The sequence below is a fragment of the Staphylococcus sp. EG-SA-15 genome (genome assembly GCF_017151895.1).
GTDB classification, from domain to species: Bacteria; Bacillota; Bacilli; order Staphylococcales; family Staphylococcaceae; genus Staphylococcus; species Staphylococcus aureus.
Map to the genome: position 1 here is coordinate 23536 of NZ_JACVZN010000027.1, position 15593 is coordinate 39128.

Sequence of the window (15593 nt, forward strand, 5' to 3'; positions counted from 1 at the left end):
ACATTAACCCCCATTAAATTTTACACTTCGTCATTATTATAATTTAATCTGCAATACTCTTTCAACATATAAAAGGCATTGTTTTTAATTCGTTGTAATTTTAAAAACAACTTTTTTCTTACTTCAAAAATACGAGCATCATTCAAACGCAATTTTTATCAGCAATGAATCAATAATTTTCATATCATCATAATCTGTTAACATATATATTTATTAACCTTTCATTAAAAATAAAAAAACATTAATACAAACTAAAAAACTGCCGACAAAGCTTTATGCTTTATCGACAGTATCAAATCAACTTATTGCAAATGTATTACATCGCTAAATATAAAATTGATTAAGCTTCTTCTGAATCTTCTGATGTAGCGTTTTTATCTGGTACTACTTCATCTGTTTCATCATATACTTTCATCACTGCATCTTGAATTTCTTGTCTCATATCTGAATTAATAGGATGCGCGATGTCGCGGAATTCACCATCTGGTGTACGTTTACTTGGCATTGCAACGAACAAGCCAGAGTTTCCTTCAATTACACGTAAATCATGAATTACGAAAGCTTCATCTAATGTAATGGAAACGAGTGCTTTCATTCGTCCATCTGTTTGTATTTTTCTAAGTCTTACATCTGTCACTTTCATGTAGTGAGCCCCCCTATAGTATATATCTCTCTGTTTTATTTAGAAGCTTGATTAAACATATTAATCGAAAATTATAATTCCTTAATTTTACTTACTAATTCAATTTCTACTTTCACATCTTTTGGCAAACGCGCAACCTCTACACAACTACGCGCTGGCTTGTGTTCATTAAAATATTGACCATACACTTCATTTATTTTTTGGAAATCATTCATATCTTTAATGAAAATGGTCGCTTTCGCAACAGAATTCAAATCAGATCCTGCTTCTTCCAAAACAACCTTTAAATTTTCTAAAACTTGCTTTGTCTGTGCTTGAACATCAGCGCTTACGATTTCTCCATCAACATTCAATGGAATCTGACCAGAAGTATAAACCATACCATTCACAACTGTTGCATGCGAATATGGTCCAAGTGCTTCCGGTAATCTTGTTGTGTTAATGATTTTCATAATACTAAAACTCCTTTTATGAAAACTTAGATAAACTGTTGCCAGGTTCTACGTTAAACTCTTGATTATATTCATCTACATCAGATAATTTCACTAAGGAAGTATAATCTTCAATCAATCTTTGTTTAACTTCTTTTGATTCTACAAGTACTGATACCCCTTTTACATGGGCTTTAAACTCATTCATTAAATTCATAACACCATTAATAGAGCCACCAGCCCTCATAAAATCATCGACAACTAAAACATTTGAATTTTCTGCTAAAGTTCTCTTCGAAAGTACCATTGTTTCTATTTTTCTTGAAGATCCTGAAACGTAATTAATTGAAACTGTAGAACCTTCAGTCACCTTGTTGTCTTTTCTAATCACTACTACTGGTAAATTTAAAATATTAGCAACCGCATTTGCCAATGAAATACCTTTTGTCGCAATGGTAACAACAGCATCTAATTTTTCTTCCATGTAAATACTGGCAATTAACTTACCAACTTTGTTTAGTAGCGATGGATTACCTACCAAATCTGATAAAAATAAATATCCGCCAGGTAACAAACGTTCTTTCTCTTCTAATAGAGTAATGACCTCATTAACAACTTCAGTCGCCTCTTCTTTACTCATCATTGGTTTATACGTAACACCACCACTTGCGCCAGCAGTAGTAATTACTGTACCTAACTTTTCTTTTTGGAATGTATTTTTTATAATTTGGACATCTTCACTTATTGAAGACTTCGCCTGTTTAAATTTTTTCACAAAAAAAGTTAATGGAATCAATTTATTCGGATGGTTCATCAAATATTGCGTCATAAAAACAATTCTCTCGCTTCGTTTATATCTCATCTTTTCAACCCTTCTATCCTAATAGTCTAACTAAGTACACTTCATTACAACAACCGTTAACTGCATTATAAATATTTTTTGCTTGGCTTTCTTTTCGTGCTAGCCCATACACAGTCGGTCCGCTTCCACTCATTAACGCACCATCTGCACCACTTTTCAACATATTATTTTTTAATTTATCGATTTGTGGGTGTTTTGAAACAGAAATTGGCTCTAATCGATTAGACAAACTTTGACATAATTGTTGATAATCTCGATTTTCTAAGGCCTCATAACACATTTTCGTATGTACGTCGTAACGCTTATCTAAATTGATCAACTTAAATATATCTGGTGATGATATGCCTAAGTTTGGTTTAGCAAGAATCACCCAAGCTGAAGGTGGTTTATTTAAAAACTCGATTTTCTCTCCTCTTCCAGTACATAGTGCAGTTTTATTATAAATACAAAACGGAATATCTGTCCCAATTTTACTGCCTAGTAGAGCCAATTCTTCCAAACTCGCCCCTATATCAAAAAGTCGATTCAATCCTCTTAAAGTTGCTGCTGCATCAGCCGAACCTCCAGCTAAGCCAGCAGAAACAGGTATTTCTTTATCGATAGAAATTGTTACACCTTGCTTTAGTTGATATTGCTCAATAAATAGTTGCGCTGCACGATATGCGAGATTTTTATGATTAGAAGGCACATAATTATGTTCAATCTCAACAACTATCTTTCGATCTTTTCTTTTATGAAAAGTTAAACGATCATTTAAATCAACTGTTGTCATTATCATTTCAATCTCATGATAGCCATCATTTCTTTTAAAAAGTGTATCGAGCGTAAAATTAATTTTGGCTGGTGCCGTTTCATATATCATTTTCCGCCCTCTTTTCGTTATCTTAATATGATGATTTTAACATAAAGAGAATTAATATTTGACATTTTAATTTGTTTTTTAGTGTTTTTTTAATAAAAAAGTAATTTTCTCCATCTAATTACTTAGTATTTACTTGTATTTGTGTTTATAAATACAATTATCCATTTACTGAAAAATCTATAAGCGAAACATCAGTGTTAAACATTTTGTAAATAAAAAGAGTATTGAACATAATGCCCAACACTCAAATAATTATCATAATATTTACTTCTTATACTAAGAAACGTCTAACATCTCTATATGTCTTATTTAGTGTGCAATTGATTCGTGATGATTATCCTCTTCAAATGAAACTTGAACATTTTCAGTTAACACATCAGTGTATGTATAAGATACTCTCTCAAAGTTGTGTTTGTCTTGATCTAACTCAACAATGAAAACTGACGGATATGTTTCTTTTAAAATTCCAGAACGTTTTATTGTTTTCTTACGGCCTCCATTGGCTTTCAGTACAATACGATTTCCTACATGACAATCAATAGAATTTTTGATGTCCAAAATTGATTTTGGCATATTGCTCCACCTCGCTACAAGTTACATAATACCATATTTGCAGCGTTTTCGTCAAACAAAATTTAAATTTTAACAATAGTGCTTTGCTTTGTCAATCATTTAATTTTCTAATTGAGGGAATTTTTTCTTTTCTTCATACAATTTAGCAAAATCTTGAATAGATAGCGTTTCACCGCGACGTCTTGGATCAATACCTGCTTGTTCCAACCATTGTAAAATCACTTCTTTGTGTTGTTTACCATCTTTAAAATAATTTTGATAGTTATTGTTAATTGTCTTTCTTCTTTGTGCAAATGCTGCTTTTGCTAACTTAAAGAATGCTTCCTCGTTATCTACTGTTACTAACGGTTCAGTTCTCTGCATCAGTTTTACAACTATTGAATCAACATTAGGTGGTGGCATAAATACAGATTTAGGTACCGTTAATACTTTACTAGTCTCTGTATAGTATTGTACGACAATTGATAACGAACCATATGCTTTTGAACCTACTTCAGCATTTAAGCGTTCGCCCACTTCTTTTTGCATCATCACCACGTAGCCATCAATTGGTATATCTTGTTGCATCAAATTTAAAAGTATCGGCGTTGTAATGTAATACGGTAAATTCGCGACAACCATTATTTTTTCGCAGTCTTGTAAATGGTTTTCAACTGCTGCTTTAATATTTGCTTTTAAAATATCTTCGTTAATCACTGTCACATTATCATATGGTGATAATGTGTCCTTAAGTACAGGTATTAAGCGTTGGTCTATTTCAAATGCCAATACTTTTTTAGCGTGTTTCGCCAACTGTTCAGTTAATGACCCCATACCAGGTCCAATTTCAATAACACCAGTACGTTCATCAATATTACTTGCATCGATAATATTATTTATAATATTAACGTCTATTAAAAAGTTCTGACCTAAACTTTTCTTAAAATTAAATCCATATTTATCTAATAATGCTCGTGTTCGAGATGGCGTTGCAATATCTTTATTATCCAACTGATTCACTTCCTTATTCATCTTTTAAAGCTTGCCTTACATCTGTTTCCGTATAACCAAAAGCATTTAACTTCTTCAATAATTGCTTTCCGTTTGAGTGACCAATTCGTAATTTCCTACTTAAAATTTCACGACGACGTCTAGCATCTTTACCGACAATTAGTCCTAACTCAATTAACACGGTTTTATCAATTGACTCATATGCTTCTTCAAATGGTGAACTCACATGCATTAACGCTTCCTTTATATCTTCTAATTCAGCATGTTCAACACCGATTTTTCCTCTTTTATTTTTAGCTTTGTCTCTATCAATATATGCGTGTTTAACACCTTTTACATGCTCCGTAATTGTACTTCTAATTTTATCTCCAGGAAAATCTGGATCTGTCAGTACAATGACACCACGACTTTGTTGTGCATTTCTAATTACTTCCAAAGTTTGCTCATTGATTGCACTGCCATTTGTTTCAATCGTATCACATTCTACAGCTCGTTTAACACGTTCAGTATCATCTCGACCTTCAACAACAATAAACTCATTGATTTTCATTTAAAACGCCTTTCTCTACTATAAAGTTTTTAATACTAAAAACTATCTTTTTTCAATCCATTCAACTGCATTAATATTTTAATTTAAAAAAGTGAGAAAGAACCATAGCATATTAAACGAATATAGCATCGTTTACATTTATGGCGGTGATCTTTCTCACTTTTAACTTTATGAATTTAAATTAAACAATTTCTCTGCATTTTTAGTTGTTTGTTCGCACACTTCTTCATAAGATAAGCCTTTTAATTCAGCAATTTGTTCAGCTACTAAAGTTACTCTCGCCGGTTCATTTCGCTTCCCTCTATACGGATGTGGCGAAAGATACGGTGCATCGGTTTCAACTAGCAAACGCTCCATTGACACATGCTTAGCAACTTCTTTAGGCTGTTTAGCATTTTTAAATGTCACAGGTCCTCCTAATGAAATATAAAAATTCAGCTTATTAGTTACAATATCTGCAATTTCTGGAGAACCACTAAAGCTATGCATAATCCCGCCTACCTCTTCAGCATGCTCCTCCAATAAGATATCGATACAGTCTTGAGTTGCTTCACGGTTATGAATGATAATTGGTAACTTCAAACGCTTAGCTAAAGCAATTTGCTTTCTAAAAACTTCCTTTTGAACATCTGCAGGAGATTTATCCCAGTGATAATCTAATCCCATTTCACCAATACCAATCACTTTTGGATGCTGAGCTAAAGATTCAATCCATTCCAAGTGTTCTTCTGTAAAATCAATTGCGTCAACTGGATGCCAACCGATAATGCCATATAAAAAATCATACTCATCGATTAATTTCATCGCGCGTTCAATTGTCGATTTGTTAAAACCAACTACAAACATACGATCAACACCTGCTTCTCTAGCACGTGTAATCACTTCACTCAAATCATCATCGTATTGCTCATCATTTAAATGGACATGTGTATCGATTAACATAATTATCTCTCCTAATTTTTAAAAATACAGTTATTTAATCACTGCACCATTTGGAATTGCACTTGGTAAACTTACTAAGGTTAATACACCATCTTTTTCAGCAGATAATATCATACCTTCAGATTTTTGTCCCATTAATTTAGCTGGTTTCAGGTTAGTAACAACTGCTACTTTTTTACCAATAATATCATCTGGTGTATAGAATTTGGCAATTCCTGATACAATTTGTCTTTGTTCAGAATCTAAGTCTACTTGAATTTTTAAAAGCTTATCTGACTTCTTAACATGTTCAGCATCAATAATCGTTGCTGCCTTAATTTCAACTTTATCAAAGTCTTTAATATCAATTTGAGGTTTGCTAGGAATCTCTTCTTTTTCCTCTTCAGTAGCAGGCGGTTGCATTGATTCTTTGATATATGCAATTTCCGCTTCGCTATCCAATCTTGGGAAAATAGGTTTAGGTTGCCCAGTAACCATAATTGACTCAGTAAGCACACCATATTGCTCTAAACTACTAAATTCCATAAATTGAGGATTGTTTATGTTCAATTGTTCAAAAATCTCTTTCGGCGCATGTGTTAAGAATGGACGTAATAATACAGCTGCATAACGAATATTTTCAACTAAGTGAGCCATTACATTGCCTAACATATCTTTTTGGCTATCGTCCTTAGCTAATACCCAAGGCGTTGTTTCGTCAATATACTTATTAGTTCTACTAATAAACTTCCATACCGTAGATAATGCCACAGAAAATTGCAAACTTTCCATGCTTTCAGTGTAGCTTTTCACTGTTTCTAAAGCCATAGCTTCCATTTCTTCATCTAATTCATGAAGTGGACCTTGATACGCTGGTAATTCGCCATCAAAGTACTTATTAACCATAGAAATCGTACGGTTTACTAAGTTACCTAAGTCATTTGCTAGATCGAAATTTGTACGCTCAACAAATGCTTCAGGTGTAAATACGCCATCTGAACCAAATGGTAATTCACGCATTAGATAATAACGTGTAGCATCTAAACCATAGCGATCAATTAAAATATTAGGGTCTACGACATTACCTTTAGATTTACTCATTTTTCCATCTTTCATCAAAATCCAACCATGTGCGAAGACTTTTTTAGGTAACGGTAAGTCTAATGCCATCAATAAAATAGGCCAAATAATTGAGTGGAATCGCACAATTTCCTTAGCCATTAAATGAATATCTGCTGGCCAGTATTTGTTAAATAGTGACTCATCATCTGATAAATAGCCTAATGCTGAAATATAGTTAACTAACGCATCAATCCAAACATAAACAACATGTTTTGGATTAGACGGAACATGGACACCCCAGTTAAATGATGTACGAGAAACAGCCAAATCAGCAAGTCCTGGTTTAATGAAGTTGTTAATCATTTCATTTTTTCTTGATGGTGGTTGTATAAAATCTGGATTTTGGTCATAGAATTCTAATAGACGGTCTGTATATTTACTAATATTAAAGAAATAACTTTCTTCTTTAACTAGTTCAACTTCGTGTCCAGAATCTGGACTTTTGCCACCAATAATTTTACCGTTTTCGTATTGTGGGTCTACTAATTGTGACTCTGTATAGTATGTTTCATCCGGAACAGAATACCAACCTTCATATTCACCTAAATAGATATCACCTTGCTTTAATAAACGTTCAAACACTTGCTCAACGACATGTTTATGACGTTCTTCAGTTGTTCTGATAAAATCATCATTTGAAATTTCAAGCTTAGCCCACAATTGTTTAATTCCAGCAATCATCTCATCCAAATATTCAATTTCTGTCTTACCAGCTTTTTGAGCTTTTTCTTGAATTTTTTGACCGTGTTCATCCGTTCCAGTCAAATAACGAACATCATATCCTTGCATTCTCTTATATCTTGCAATAACATCTCCAGCCACTGTAGAATATGCATGTCCTATATGTAAATTCCCACTAGGATAGTATATTGGGGTTGTTATATAAAATGTTTCTTTAGCCATAACTGTTCCTCCTCGTAATGTCTCACTTCAAATAATATCTAAGATTTCTATGCATTTCAACGGACGCGAACATTTATCTCGTCATCTCATTTTCATCTTATTCAATGTTAAGGTATTTATTACTTTCAATGTATTTATTTTACATTAAAAAACGTCGATGTCATCATTTTTTTATCATAGTCAACATCATTTTATCAGTATCAATGCAAAATGATAACTTACCATTTAAAATTACAGCTTGCGTTTATAAAATCGTTTAAAATTTCATATAATCGATAAAGTAATTAATTTATTTGATGATAAATATTATATACTTCATTCGTTTTAAGTTGTCGTTCTTCAGCAACTTTTTTAATAGCTTGTTTTGGTTTCATCTGTGAAGTTTGAATATAATGATCAACATGCTCATTGATAGATAAATCATCAAACCACGATATCTCATTGTTCGCTTTAGCACCCTCAATCAAGATAACGAATTCGCCTTTCAATGGTACATCGCCTTGCTGAATCAATGCTTGTAATTGTGTTACATCATCAGTTACAATTTGTTCGAACTTCTTAGTCAATTCACGCCCTAGTGATACTTGTCGTGTTGCATCTATCTTTGCAATTGTTTTTAATGTATCTGTCACACGATGCGGTGATTCGTATATAATTAATGTGCTATTTTCATGCATACGTTGCTCTAATACAGCACTTTTTTCTTTCTCTTTTCGTGGCAAAAATCCTAAAAATGTATATACATATGAAGGTAATCCACTAGCCATCAAAGCCGTCAGCCCAGCATTAGGTCCAGGCACAGTCTCTACTTTAATATTAGCTTCTCTGGCTGCCACTACTAATTCGTATCCAGGATCACTAATTAAGGGCAATCCAGCATCAGATACGAGCGCAACGTCAAGACCTAATTCTAACTGTTCAATGATAAAAGCAGTCTGCTTATCCTTGTTATGTTCGTGATATGACTTTAATGGAGTTGGAATATCATAATGATTACACAGCTTACTAGTTACTCTAGTGTCTTCACAAGCAATCATATCAACACGTTTCAATACATCAACTGCTCTATAAGTAATATCTGCTAAATTACCAATTGGTGTGCCCACTAAATATAATACAGCCATACTATCGCTCCTTAATTAATCGCAATTTCTTTTGTCTGGTATAAGTTTTAATTTCATATTCACGCTTCAATGCTTCAGACTTTGTCTCATACATTTCTTGATAAACTAAATGCACCGGACGTCTTACTTTCGTATATTTGGCTCCTTGACCTCGGTTATGTTTTTCAACACGTGCATTAACGTCTTTAGCGTATCCTGTATATAAACTTCCATCACTACATTTTACAATATATACAAAATGACTATCCATAATATACTTCCTTCATTTCTTCGCTATAATTACCATCTTCATTATAAATATAAAATGGGGGCATGATTTCTAAACCTTGATTTCCACCTTTTCGACCTTCTACTACTATCGTTTGTGCTGATTTCCCTACTTTACTATATATAAAAACGACTTTCTTAGGTTCAATATTCACTTTTCTCATTTCAAACAAGACATCCATTAGTCTCTCTGCACGATGTACCATGTTTAGCCTGCCACCTTCTTTTAATAAATGACGGGCTGCAATCATGCAATCTTCAAGTGTACACATAATCTCATGTCTCGCTATCTTATGTGCTTCTTTTTGATGTTGGTGTTGCTGATTCTCTTTAAAATAAGGCGGATTACACGTTACTAAAGTATATTGTGAAGGTTTAAATACTTTAGTAACGTTTTTCAAATCCATGTGATGCATTGTTAAATATTCATCAACATCATTGAATTGAAATGTGCGTCGCGCCATATCGACAAGTGTTTTTTGAATCTCAACACCTTCTATATGTCGTGGATGTTTCGCAAACAATAACAAGGGTATCACCCCATTGCCTGAACATAAGTCCAACACTATATCTTTTGTTCTAGGTTTTGTAAAATGCCCTAACAACAAAGCATCCGTTGAAAACGAAAAAACATCATCATTTTGAATAATACTAAAATCTTCTTTGATTAGTTGATCAAATCGTTCATTCTCTTTTAACATTTTTAACTCCTATGAAGACAACCTTTTTCTATTGAGTAATTGAAATCTCTTTTTATATTATATGCCTATCTACATTCGATGTATTTTTGACTTTTAACAGCTACATTTTATAACTAATGATACTGCGTGCACACTTAATAATAACATTTAGTACCGCTATCTCTTATGCAATCACCAAAACTTTATACACAATTAAAGCCTGAAACATGCATTGTCTCAGACTTATCCAAACCATATTCATTTATAATTATAACACTATTTGAGTGTGCTTGATTAATCACTTAAAACTTCTAAACAGAACAGACAATCTTCACCATGTCGATGTTTTCCAAATAATTCGCCTTTACAAATATGAAATCCTTCTCCATACAATATAGCCAAATTATCTTTACTTGGTAATGGCTTTTTCACAGCTTTTGCTGGTTTTGAATTCGCAGTATCAATAGTAGTTGGTTCATCATTGCCCAACACCTTTTTCAAATTATCATTTTCAAGTTGAAGCGCTACATTTTCTTCTACTAATTCAACTGCAAGTGCCTTTAATTCTGAAGTTTCCTTTGAAAGTTGATTGACATTCATTTCTAAACGCATTATTTTTTCAAATATTTCATTGCGATCCAAATGTAATAATGCCTCCTTAATGCATAGTTTCTATTTCTTCTAATTTATATTCAAGTGGCTGTTCATGTCCCTCAAGCTTCACCTGCATAGAAATGTCTAATATATTTAAAGCAACTACTTTCCCGTTACCATCAGGCGTTTCAATTGCTTCACCGATATCAGGTAATTGTGCACGTACTTCCTCATAGTAGTCATTTTCATATTTTAAACAACACATCAAACGACCACATGCACCGGAAATTTTAGTTGGATTTAATGATAAATTTTGATCCTTAGCCATCTTAATCGATACTGGTTCAAAATCCCCTAAAAATGTAGAACAACATAACGACCTACCACAAGGTCCGATACCGCCAAGCAATTTGGCTTCATCCCTTACACCAATTTGTCTCAACTCGATACGTGTTTTTAAATGTTGCGCTAATATTTTTACTAATTTTCTAAAATCAATACGATCATCCGCCGTAAAATTAAAAATAACTTTCGATTTATCTAATGTATATTCGCAATTGACTAAACGCATGTCCAAACCTTGTTCTCTTACAATGTCTTTACATAGTATTAATGCATTTTCAGCATCTCGTTCATTACAATTAAATTTATCAATATCTTTGTCATCAGCAATGCGAATAATATTTTTAAGAGGTAACACAACATCCTCTTCAGCAATATCCATTAATGGATTTTTAACAATACCTATCTCTATGCCTCTTTTAGATTCGACAACTACCCAGTCATCTATATCTACTTGTATATCATTAGGTGTATAATATTCTAATTTTCCCGCTTTTTGAAACTGAACACCTATTACATTTGGCATCTAACTCACACCCTTAATTACGATTTGTTCAAATACAAGCGTTGGATTTACATTTTGATTCAATTTCTTATGTGCTTCCGTCAGTTGATCAAACATCAAAATTAATTGATTAAACGACAACTTTTGCGCATATTGATCAATATCATTTTTTAAATCACTATATATTTGTTTATCCTCTACATTTACCTTTGTATGTATGATATCTTCGAAGAAACCATTCACAGCTGCAATAGTTAAAGATTGCAGTTTTTTATTTTTAGCCTGTTTCAATAAATCAATAATACCTATAAGTGCCATTGGCTTATTAGTAAGCAACAATTCACACCAACGTATAACTGATTTCCTTAATGCTAATAAATCAAATTCTTCATTTAAAGCCATTGCATTATCTATTTGCGTAGTATAAGTACTAATCATTTCAGCTACTGGCTTAGACATGTCTTGTTCAACTAATCTATTTATAAACTTTTCTTTATCAATAGGCTTGAAATATACATGCTGACACCTTGAATGGATTGTGTCTAAAATTTGCTCAGGTTTTGTAGACAATAAAATAGCAATCGTATTGTCCGGTGGTTCTTCAAGAAATTTCAAGATACTGTTTTCCCCTTGAACAGTTAACTTTTCAAAGTCTTCAATGATGTACACTTTATTTGTGCTTTCTATAGGAAGTTGATTCATATGACGCACAAGTTGTTCAACTTGTTCTTTCTTAATTGCATTCTCAGTTGTTGATATATACATAAAGTCTGGATGATTATATGTACTAACCTTTGTTTCACATTGACTATCTGTTTGACATAAAATAAGCTTTGCAAAATTAATCGCAACTTGTTTCATCGTTTGTGCATCATCACCTTCAAATAAATAGGCATGCGATAATTTATTTGAATGATATGCATTCGTCAATTGTTGCTGTTCATCCATTCATTACAAACTCCCTTTTGCTTTTATATAAAAAGGTTGCCAAAGAGCAACTAATTACTGCAACAATAGCGACCATGATTTGTGATTATTTTTAGAACCACAAAAATCAAATCTATTGGCATCTGAACTAGTCGCAGTCAAGCAACCCAAAATTGTTAATAACTTATTAATACACTATTTTAAGTATCTCTAATTGATGATTGTATTATAGAATTAAAATTGATGGAATGCATCAACTGGCATAACAAATACAGTAGCACCGCCAACTTCAACTTCAACTGGATATGGAATGTACGAATCCGCACTGCCTCCCATAGGTGTAATAGGTGAAACCAACTGTTCTCTATTACCACACGTTTGATTAATCACAGACAATATTTCATCTACACGGTCATCATTGACACCACATAAGAATGTTGTATTACCTGCTCTTAAAAACCCACCTGTTGTTGCCAATTTTGTTGCTCTAAAGTTATTTTTAACAAGTTGATCTGCAAGTTCCTGACTATCTTGATCTTGTACGATCGCTATAATCATTTTCATTTTATAACACCTCTTCTAACAATTATATCATATCTTTTCTAAATATTTGATGATAGTTTGATACGTGTCTTCAACAACATTTTCAAGAGGTTGATCTGCATTAACGCTTTTGAACCGTTGTGATTCATTATGAATGATTTCTTGGTAACCTTCAATTACTTTTTCGTGAAACTTTAAATCTTCTTGATCTAATCTATTTTGATCTCTTGAATTTTTAATAATACGTTCGCGGCCTACTTCAGCACTAACATTCAAATAAATCGTCAAGTCTGGATATAATCCATTTATTGCAAATTCGTTTAATGCTCTTACTTCTTCAACGCCAATCCCTCTAGCATAACCTTGATAAGCTAATGAACTATCGATATAGCGATCACACAACACAACCTTACCTTCTTTTAAAGCTGGTATGACCTTTAATACAAGATGTTCTCTTCTAGATGCAGCAAATAACATTGCTTCAGTTCTAATGTCCATATCATTGCCTTCTAATACAATTTTACGTATTTCTTCACCAGTAGGAACGCCGCCCGGTTCTCTTGTCATAATGACATCATAATCTTTTACTAATCTATGGTAAACTTTATTAATTACAGTTGTTTTTCCAGAGCCTTCTGGGCCCTCAAAAGTTATAAAAGCTGACATTTTATTCATCCTCAACTAAAATTTTATTATTTTTAATTCCTTCAACTATCATTCCAGTTTCCAGATATTCATTTACCAATTCTATCATATTTTCAGTTATTGTTTCTCCTTTGAAAATAATAGGAATCCCTGGCGGATACGGGACAATATGTCGCGCCAGAACTTTACCTTTTGCCTTTTTCAAATCACACCAAGTAACATATTCAAAGCGTTTTGGTTTATAGTTACCTTCAGTTGTTAAAAGTTGTGTTTGTTTAACTTTAGAAACTGATTTTTTCGGTAAAATCATATCTTCAATTTTACGTAAAAGCGAATCAAATAAATACGTATCATCATGATGCCATAACGGCAATATTGCTAAAGCTTGATAGTCGTCTGCTAACTCTAAATAGATATGTGCATTCATAAACCAACTTTGAATATCATGTCCTGTAAAGCCATCATATTTTATCAACAACTTCAACGGATCATCAACTTGAAGCATTTCAAAACCTTTATTCTCCAAACATTCGATTAATTGTGCTCTCTTATCAAAAAACACGGTACTATCATATGTTTTATAGAACTGGGCAGCTGACTCTAAACTAGCCATAATCAAATACGAAGGACTAGATGTTTGGAAGTAGCTTAGATATTCTATAATAGTTTCTCTATAAGGTGCATTTTTATGAATATAAAGTACCGAGCCCATCGTTAAAGCTGGTAACGTTTTATGAAAAGATTGAACAACATAGTCAGCTTGATAATTTAATGTAGAATCTGGAAATCCTTGCAATCCAAAGTGCGCGCCGTGTGCTTCGTCAATGAGTACAGGAATATTTAATTGGTGCAAAGATTTGATAACCTCTTCTACATTAAATGTTTCACCGTAATAGTTAGGATAAGTCAACACAGCAAGTTTGTGACCGTCATTATTCAAACGGCTTAAATTAACTTTATTATAATGATTCGTTAACGGACTTTGATGCGTTTCAATAAAATGCCCTTCTTGTTGGCTAATATCGAGCGCATGTAATACAGATTTATGTACATTTCTTGCCATTAAGATATCGCCTTTTTTCTGTGAAAAAGACTGGATGACAGATAATATTCCTGAAGTGGTGCCATTCACTAAGAAATAAGCATCATAATCTGAATGTTTCTCCACCTGCTTCATACTTTCCAAAATGACTTCTTCAGGATGATGTAAATCATCTAATCCAGGTATTTCAGTTTTATCCATTGTCATTGATAATTGAGATAAATGACCGATAGTCATATTTTTATGACCCGGAACATGCAAAGAAATCGCTTCTTCTTGATTTAAACTTTCTAATTTATTTAAAATAGGTTGCTTCATGATATACGCTTCCTTTATTTACACTGTTTTGGAATTAGTTACTTTCAAAAGTATTAATTATATAGTAACACTTCTTTGACAAAAGTTAGTGTTACTTATGCAATAGCTTGTCTATTGTATAATAATTAATTTCCTTTTTGTATTTCGATTTAAAAAATATTAGACATAAAACCTAAAAACAGCAGTAAGATGATTTATGATTAAAAACTATCTTACTGCTGTTCACTTTTTATAATACTTCTGAATGTCTTCACTTATACTTCTAGTCACAGATTTAAACAATCAAAAGTGCACATTATTAAAATATCATTTCCAAAACTCAATGCGGCTCATCGCATCCATTTCTTGCCTAGCAACGTTCTACTCTAGCGGAACGTAAGTTGGCTACCATCGTCGCTAAAGACCTTTCTTGACTTGTGACAATTGCTTGCTTCTTTCCTCTTTTTCGGCTCTCACTTACTCATTTAGCTCTACTAAACTCGTTGCGCTCTTTTCTCGTTTCGTCAGATTCAAACGTTTTCACTTCGCCAAGCCATTTTTCTTTGTGTTTGCTTTTTATTTTGATGTTTTAGACATAAAAAAAGAGACCTCACGGTCTCAATGCGGCTCATCGCATCCATTTTTGCCTGGCAACGTTCTACTCTAGCGGAACGTAAGTTGGCTACCATCGTCGCTAAGAACCTTTCTTGACTTGTGACAATCGCTTGCTTCTTTCCTCTCCTTCGGCTCTCGCTTACTCATTTAGCTCT

General features: G+C 33.0%; 19 protein-coding genes. All 19 read right to left on the bottom strand.

The genetic code is table 11. The annotated features are described in order from the left end of the window. Positions 1-20: 20 nt before the first annotated feature. Positions 21-152 (bottom strand): hypothetical protein, encoded by a 132-nt coding sequence (locus IDG64_RS11060; RefSeq protein WP_001789654.1) that lies wholly within the window; start codon positions 150-152, stop codon positions 21-23. 188 nt (positions 153-340) lie between these two features. Then, positions 341-643: a septation regulator SpoVG gene (gene spoVG / locus IDG64_RS11065; protein WP_000868999.1), complete on the bottom strand. Its 303-nt coding sequence runs from the start codon at positions 641-643 to the stop codon at positions 341-343. A 71-nt stretch (positions 644-714) separates the two neighbouring features. Then, on the bottom strand, positions 715-1095 hold the full coding sequence (locus tag IDG64_RS11070) for a RidA family protein (protein WP_000691767.1): 381 nt from the start codon (positions 1093-1095) through the stop codon (positions 715-717). Positions 1096-1111: 16 nt separating this feature from the next. After that, the gene (gene purR, locus IDG64_RS11075; RefSeq protein ID WP_001269643.1) at positions 1112-1936 is read right to left on the bottom strand and encodes a pur operon repressor; all 825 of its coding nucleotides are present in this window, start codon (positions 1934-1936) and stop codon (positions 1112-1114) included. A gap of 13 nt (positions 1937-1949) precedes the next feature. After that, on the bottom strand, positions 1950-2798 hold the full coding sequence (gene ispE / locus IDG64_RS11080; RefSeq protein ID WP_000638870.1) for a 4-(cytidine 5'-diphospho)-2-C-methyl-D-erythritol kinase: 849 nt from the start codon (positions 2796-2798) through the stop codon (positions 1950-1952). Between the two features lie 309 nt (positions 2799-3107). Next, complete coding sequence (gene veg / locus IDG64_RS11085) at positions 3108-3371, bottom strand: biofilm formation stimulator Veg (protein ID WP_001126664.1); 264 nt, start codon at positions 3369-3371, stop codon at positions 3108-3110. 99 nt (positions 3372-3470) lie between these two features. Continuing rightward, entirely contained in the window at positions 3471-4382 is a 912-nt protein-coding gene (rsmA, locus tag IDG64_RS11090) for a 16S rRNA (adenine(1518)-N(6)/adenine(1519)-N(6))-dimethyltransferase RsmA (protein WP_001641323.1), read from the bottom strand. Next, the gene (gene rnmV / locus IDG64_RS11095; RefSeq protein WP_000700071.1) at positions 4375-4911 is read right to left on the bottom strand and encodes a ribonuclease M5; all 537 of its coding nucleotides are present in this window, start codon (positions 4909-4911) and stop codon (positions 4375-4377) included. Before rnmV ends, rsmA begins: the two co-directional genes overlap by 8 nt. A gap of 168 nt (positions 4912-5079) precedes the next feature. Continuing rightward, positions 5080-5853 (bottom strand): TatD family hydrolase, encoded by a 774-nt coding sequence (locus IDG64_RS11100; RefSeq protein ID WP_000904312.1) that lies wholly within the window; start codon positions 5851-5853, stop codon positions 5080-5082. Positions 5854-5883: 30 nt separating this feature from the next. Beyond that, a complete protein-coding gene (metG, locus tag IDG64_RS11105) occupies positions 5884-7857 on the bottom strand; it encodes a methionine--tRNA ligase (protein ID WP_001051129.1) in 1974 nt (657 codons plus the stop codon). 284 nt (positions 7858-8141) lie between these two features. Next, the gene (gene rsmI, locus IDG64_RS11110) at positions 8142-8981 is read right to left on the bottom strand and encodes a 16S rRNA (cytidine(1402)-2'-O)-methyltransferase (RefSeq protein ID WP_000279925.1); all 840 of its coding nucleotides are present in this window, start codon (positions 8979-8981) and stop codon (positions 8142-8144) included. Between the two features lies 1 nt (position 8982). Continuing rightward, positions 8983-9231, bottom strand: coding sequence for a GIY-YIG nuclease family protein (locus IDG64_RS11115; RefSeq protein WP_000377064.1), 249 nt, complete (start codon positions 9229-9231; stop codon positions 8983-8985). Then, positions 9224-9949, bottom strand: coding sequence for a tRNA1(Val) (adenine(37)-N6)-methyltransferase (locus tag IDG64_RS11120; RefSeq protein WP_000910689.1), 726 nt, complete (start codon positions 9947-9949; stop codon positions 9224-9226). Before IDG64_RS11120 ends, IDG64_RS11115 begins: the two co-directional genes overlap by 8 nt. A 273-nt stretch (positions 9950-10222) precedes the next feature. Beyond that, a complete protein-coding gene (yabA, locus tag IDG64_RS11125) occupies positions 10223-10570 on the bottom strand; it encodes a DNA replication initiation control protein YabA (protein WP_000375686.1) in 348 nt (115 codons plus the stop codon). A 16-nt stretch (positions 10571-10586) separates the two neighbouring features. Then, entirely contained in the window at positions 10587-11390 is an 804-nt protein-coding gene (locus tag IDG64_RS11130) for a PSP1 domain-containing protein (RefSeq protein WP_001134191.1), read from the bottom strand. Further along, complete coding sequence (locus IDG64_RS11135; RefSeq protein ID WP_000344330.1) at positions 11391-12317, bottom strand: DNA polymerase III subunit delta' C-terminal domain-containing protein; 927 nt, start codon at positions 12315-12317, stop codon at positions 11391-11393. A gap of 213 nt (positions 12318-12530) precedes the next feature. Beyond that, positions 12531-12860, bottom strand: coding sequence for a cyclic-di-AMP receptor (locus tag IDG64_RS11140; RefSeq protein ID WP_000781979.1), 330 nt, complete (start codon positions 12858-12860; stop codon positions 12531-12533). A 27-nt stretch (positions 12861-12887) separates the two neighbouring features. Further along, positions 12888-13505 carry a dTMP kinase gene (tmk, locus tag IDG64_RS11145; RefSeq protein WP_001272131.1) on the bottom strand — a complete coding sequence of 206 codons (618 nt, stop codon included), beginning with the start codon at positions 13503-13505 and terminating at the stop codon, positions 12888-12890. A gap of 1 nt (position 13506) precedes the next feature. Then, entirely contained in the window at positions 13507-14844 is a 1338-nt protein-coding gene (locus IDG64_RS11150; RefSeq protein ID WP_000812837.1) for an aminotransferase class V-fold PLP-dependent enzyme, read from the bottom strand. Positions 14845-15593: the final 749 nt, after the last annotated feature.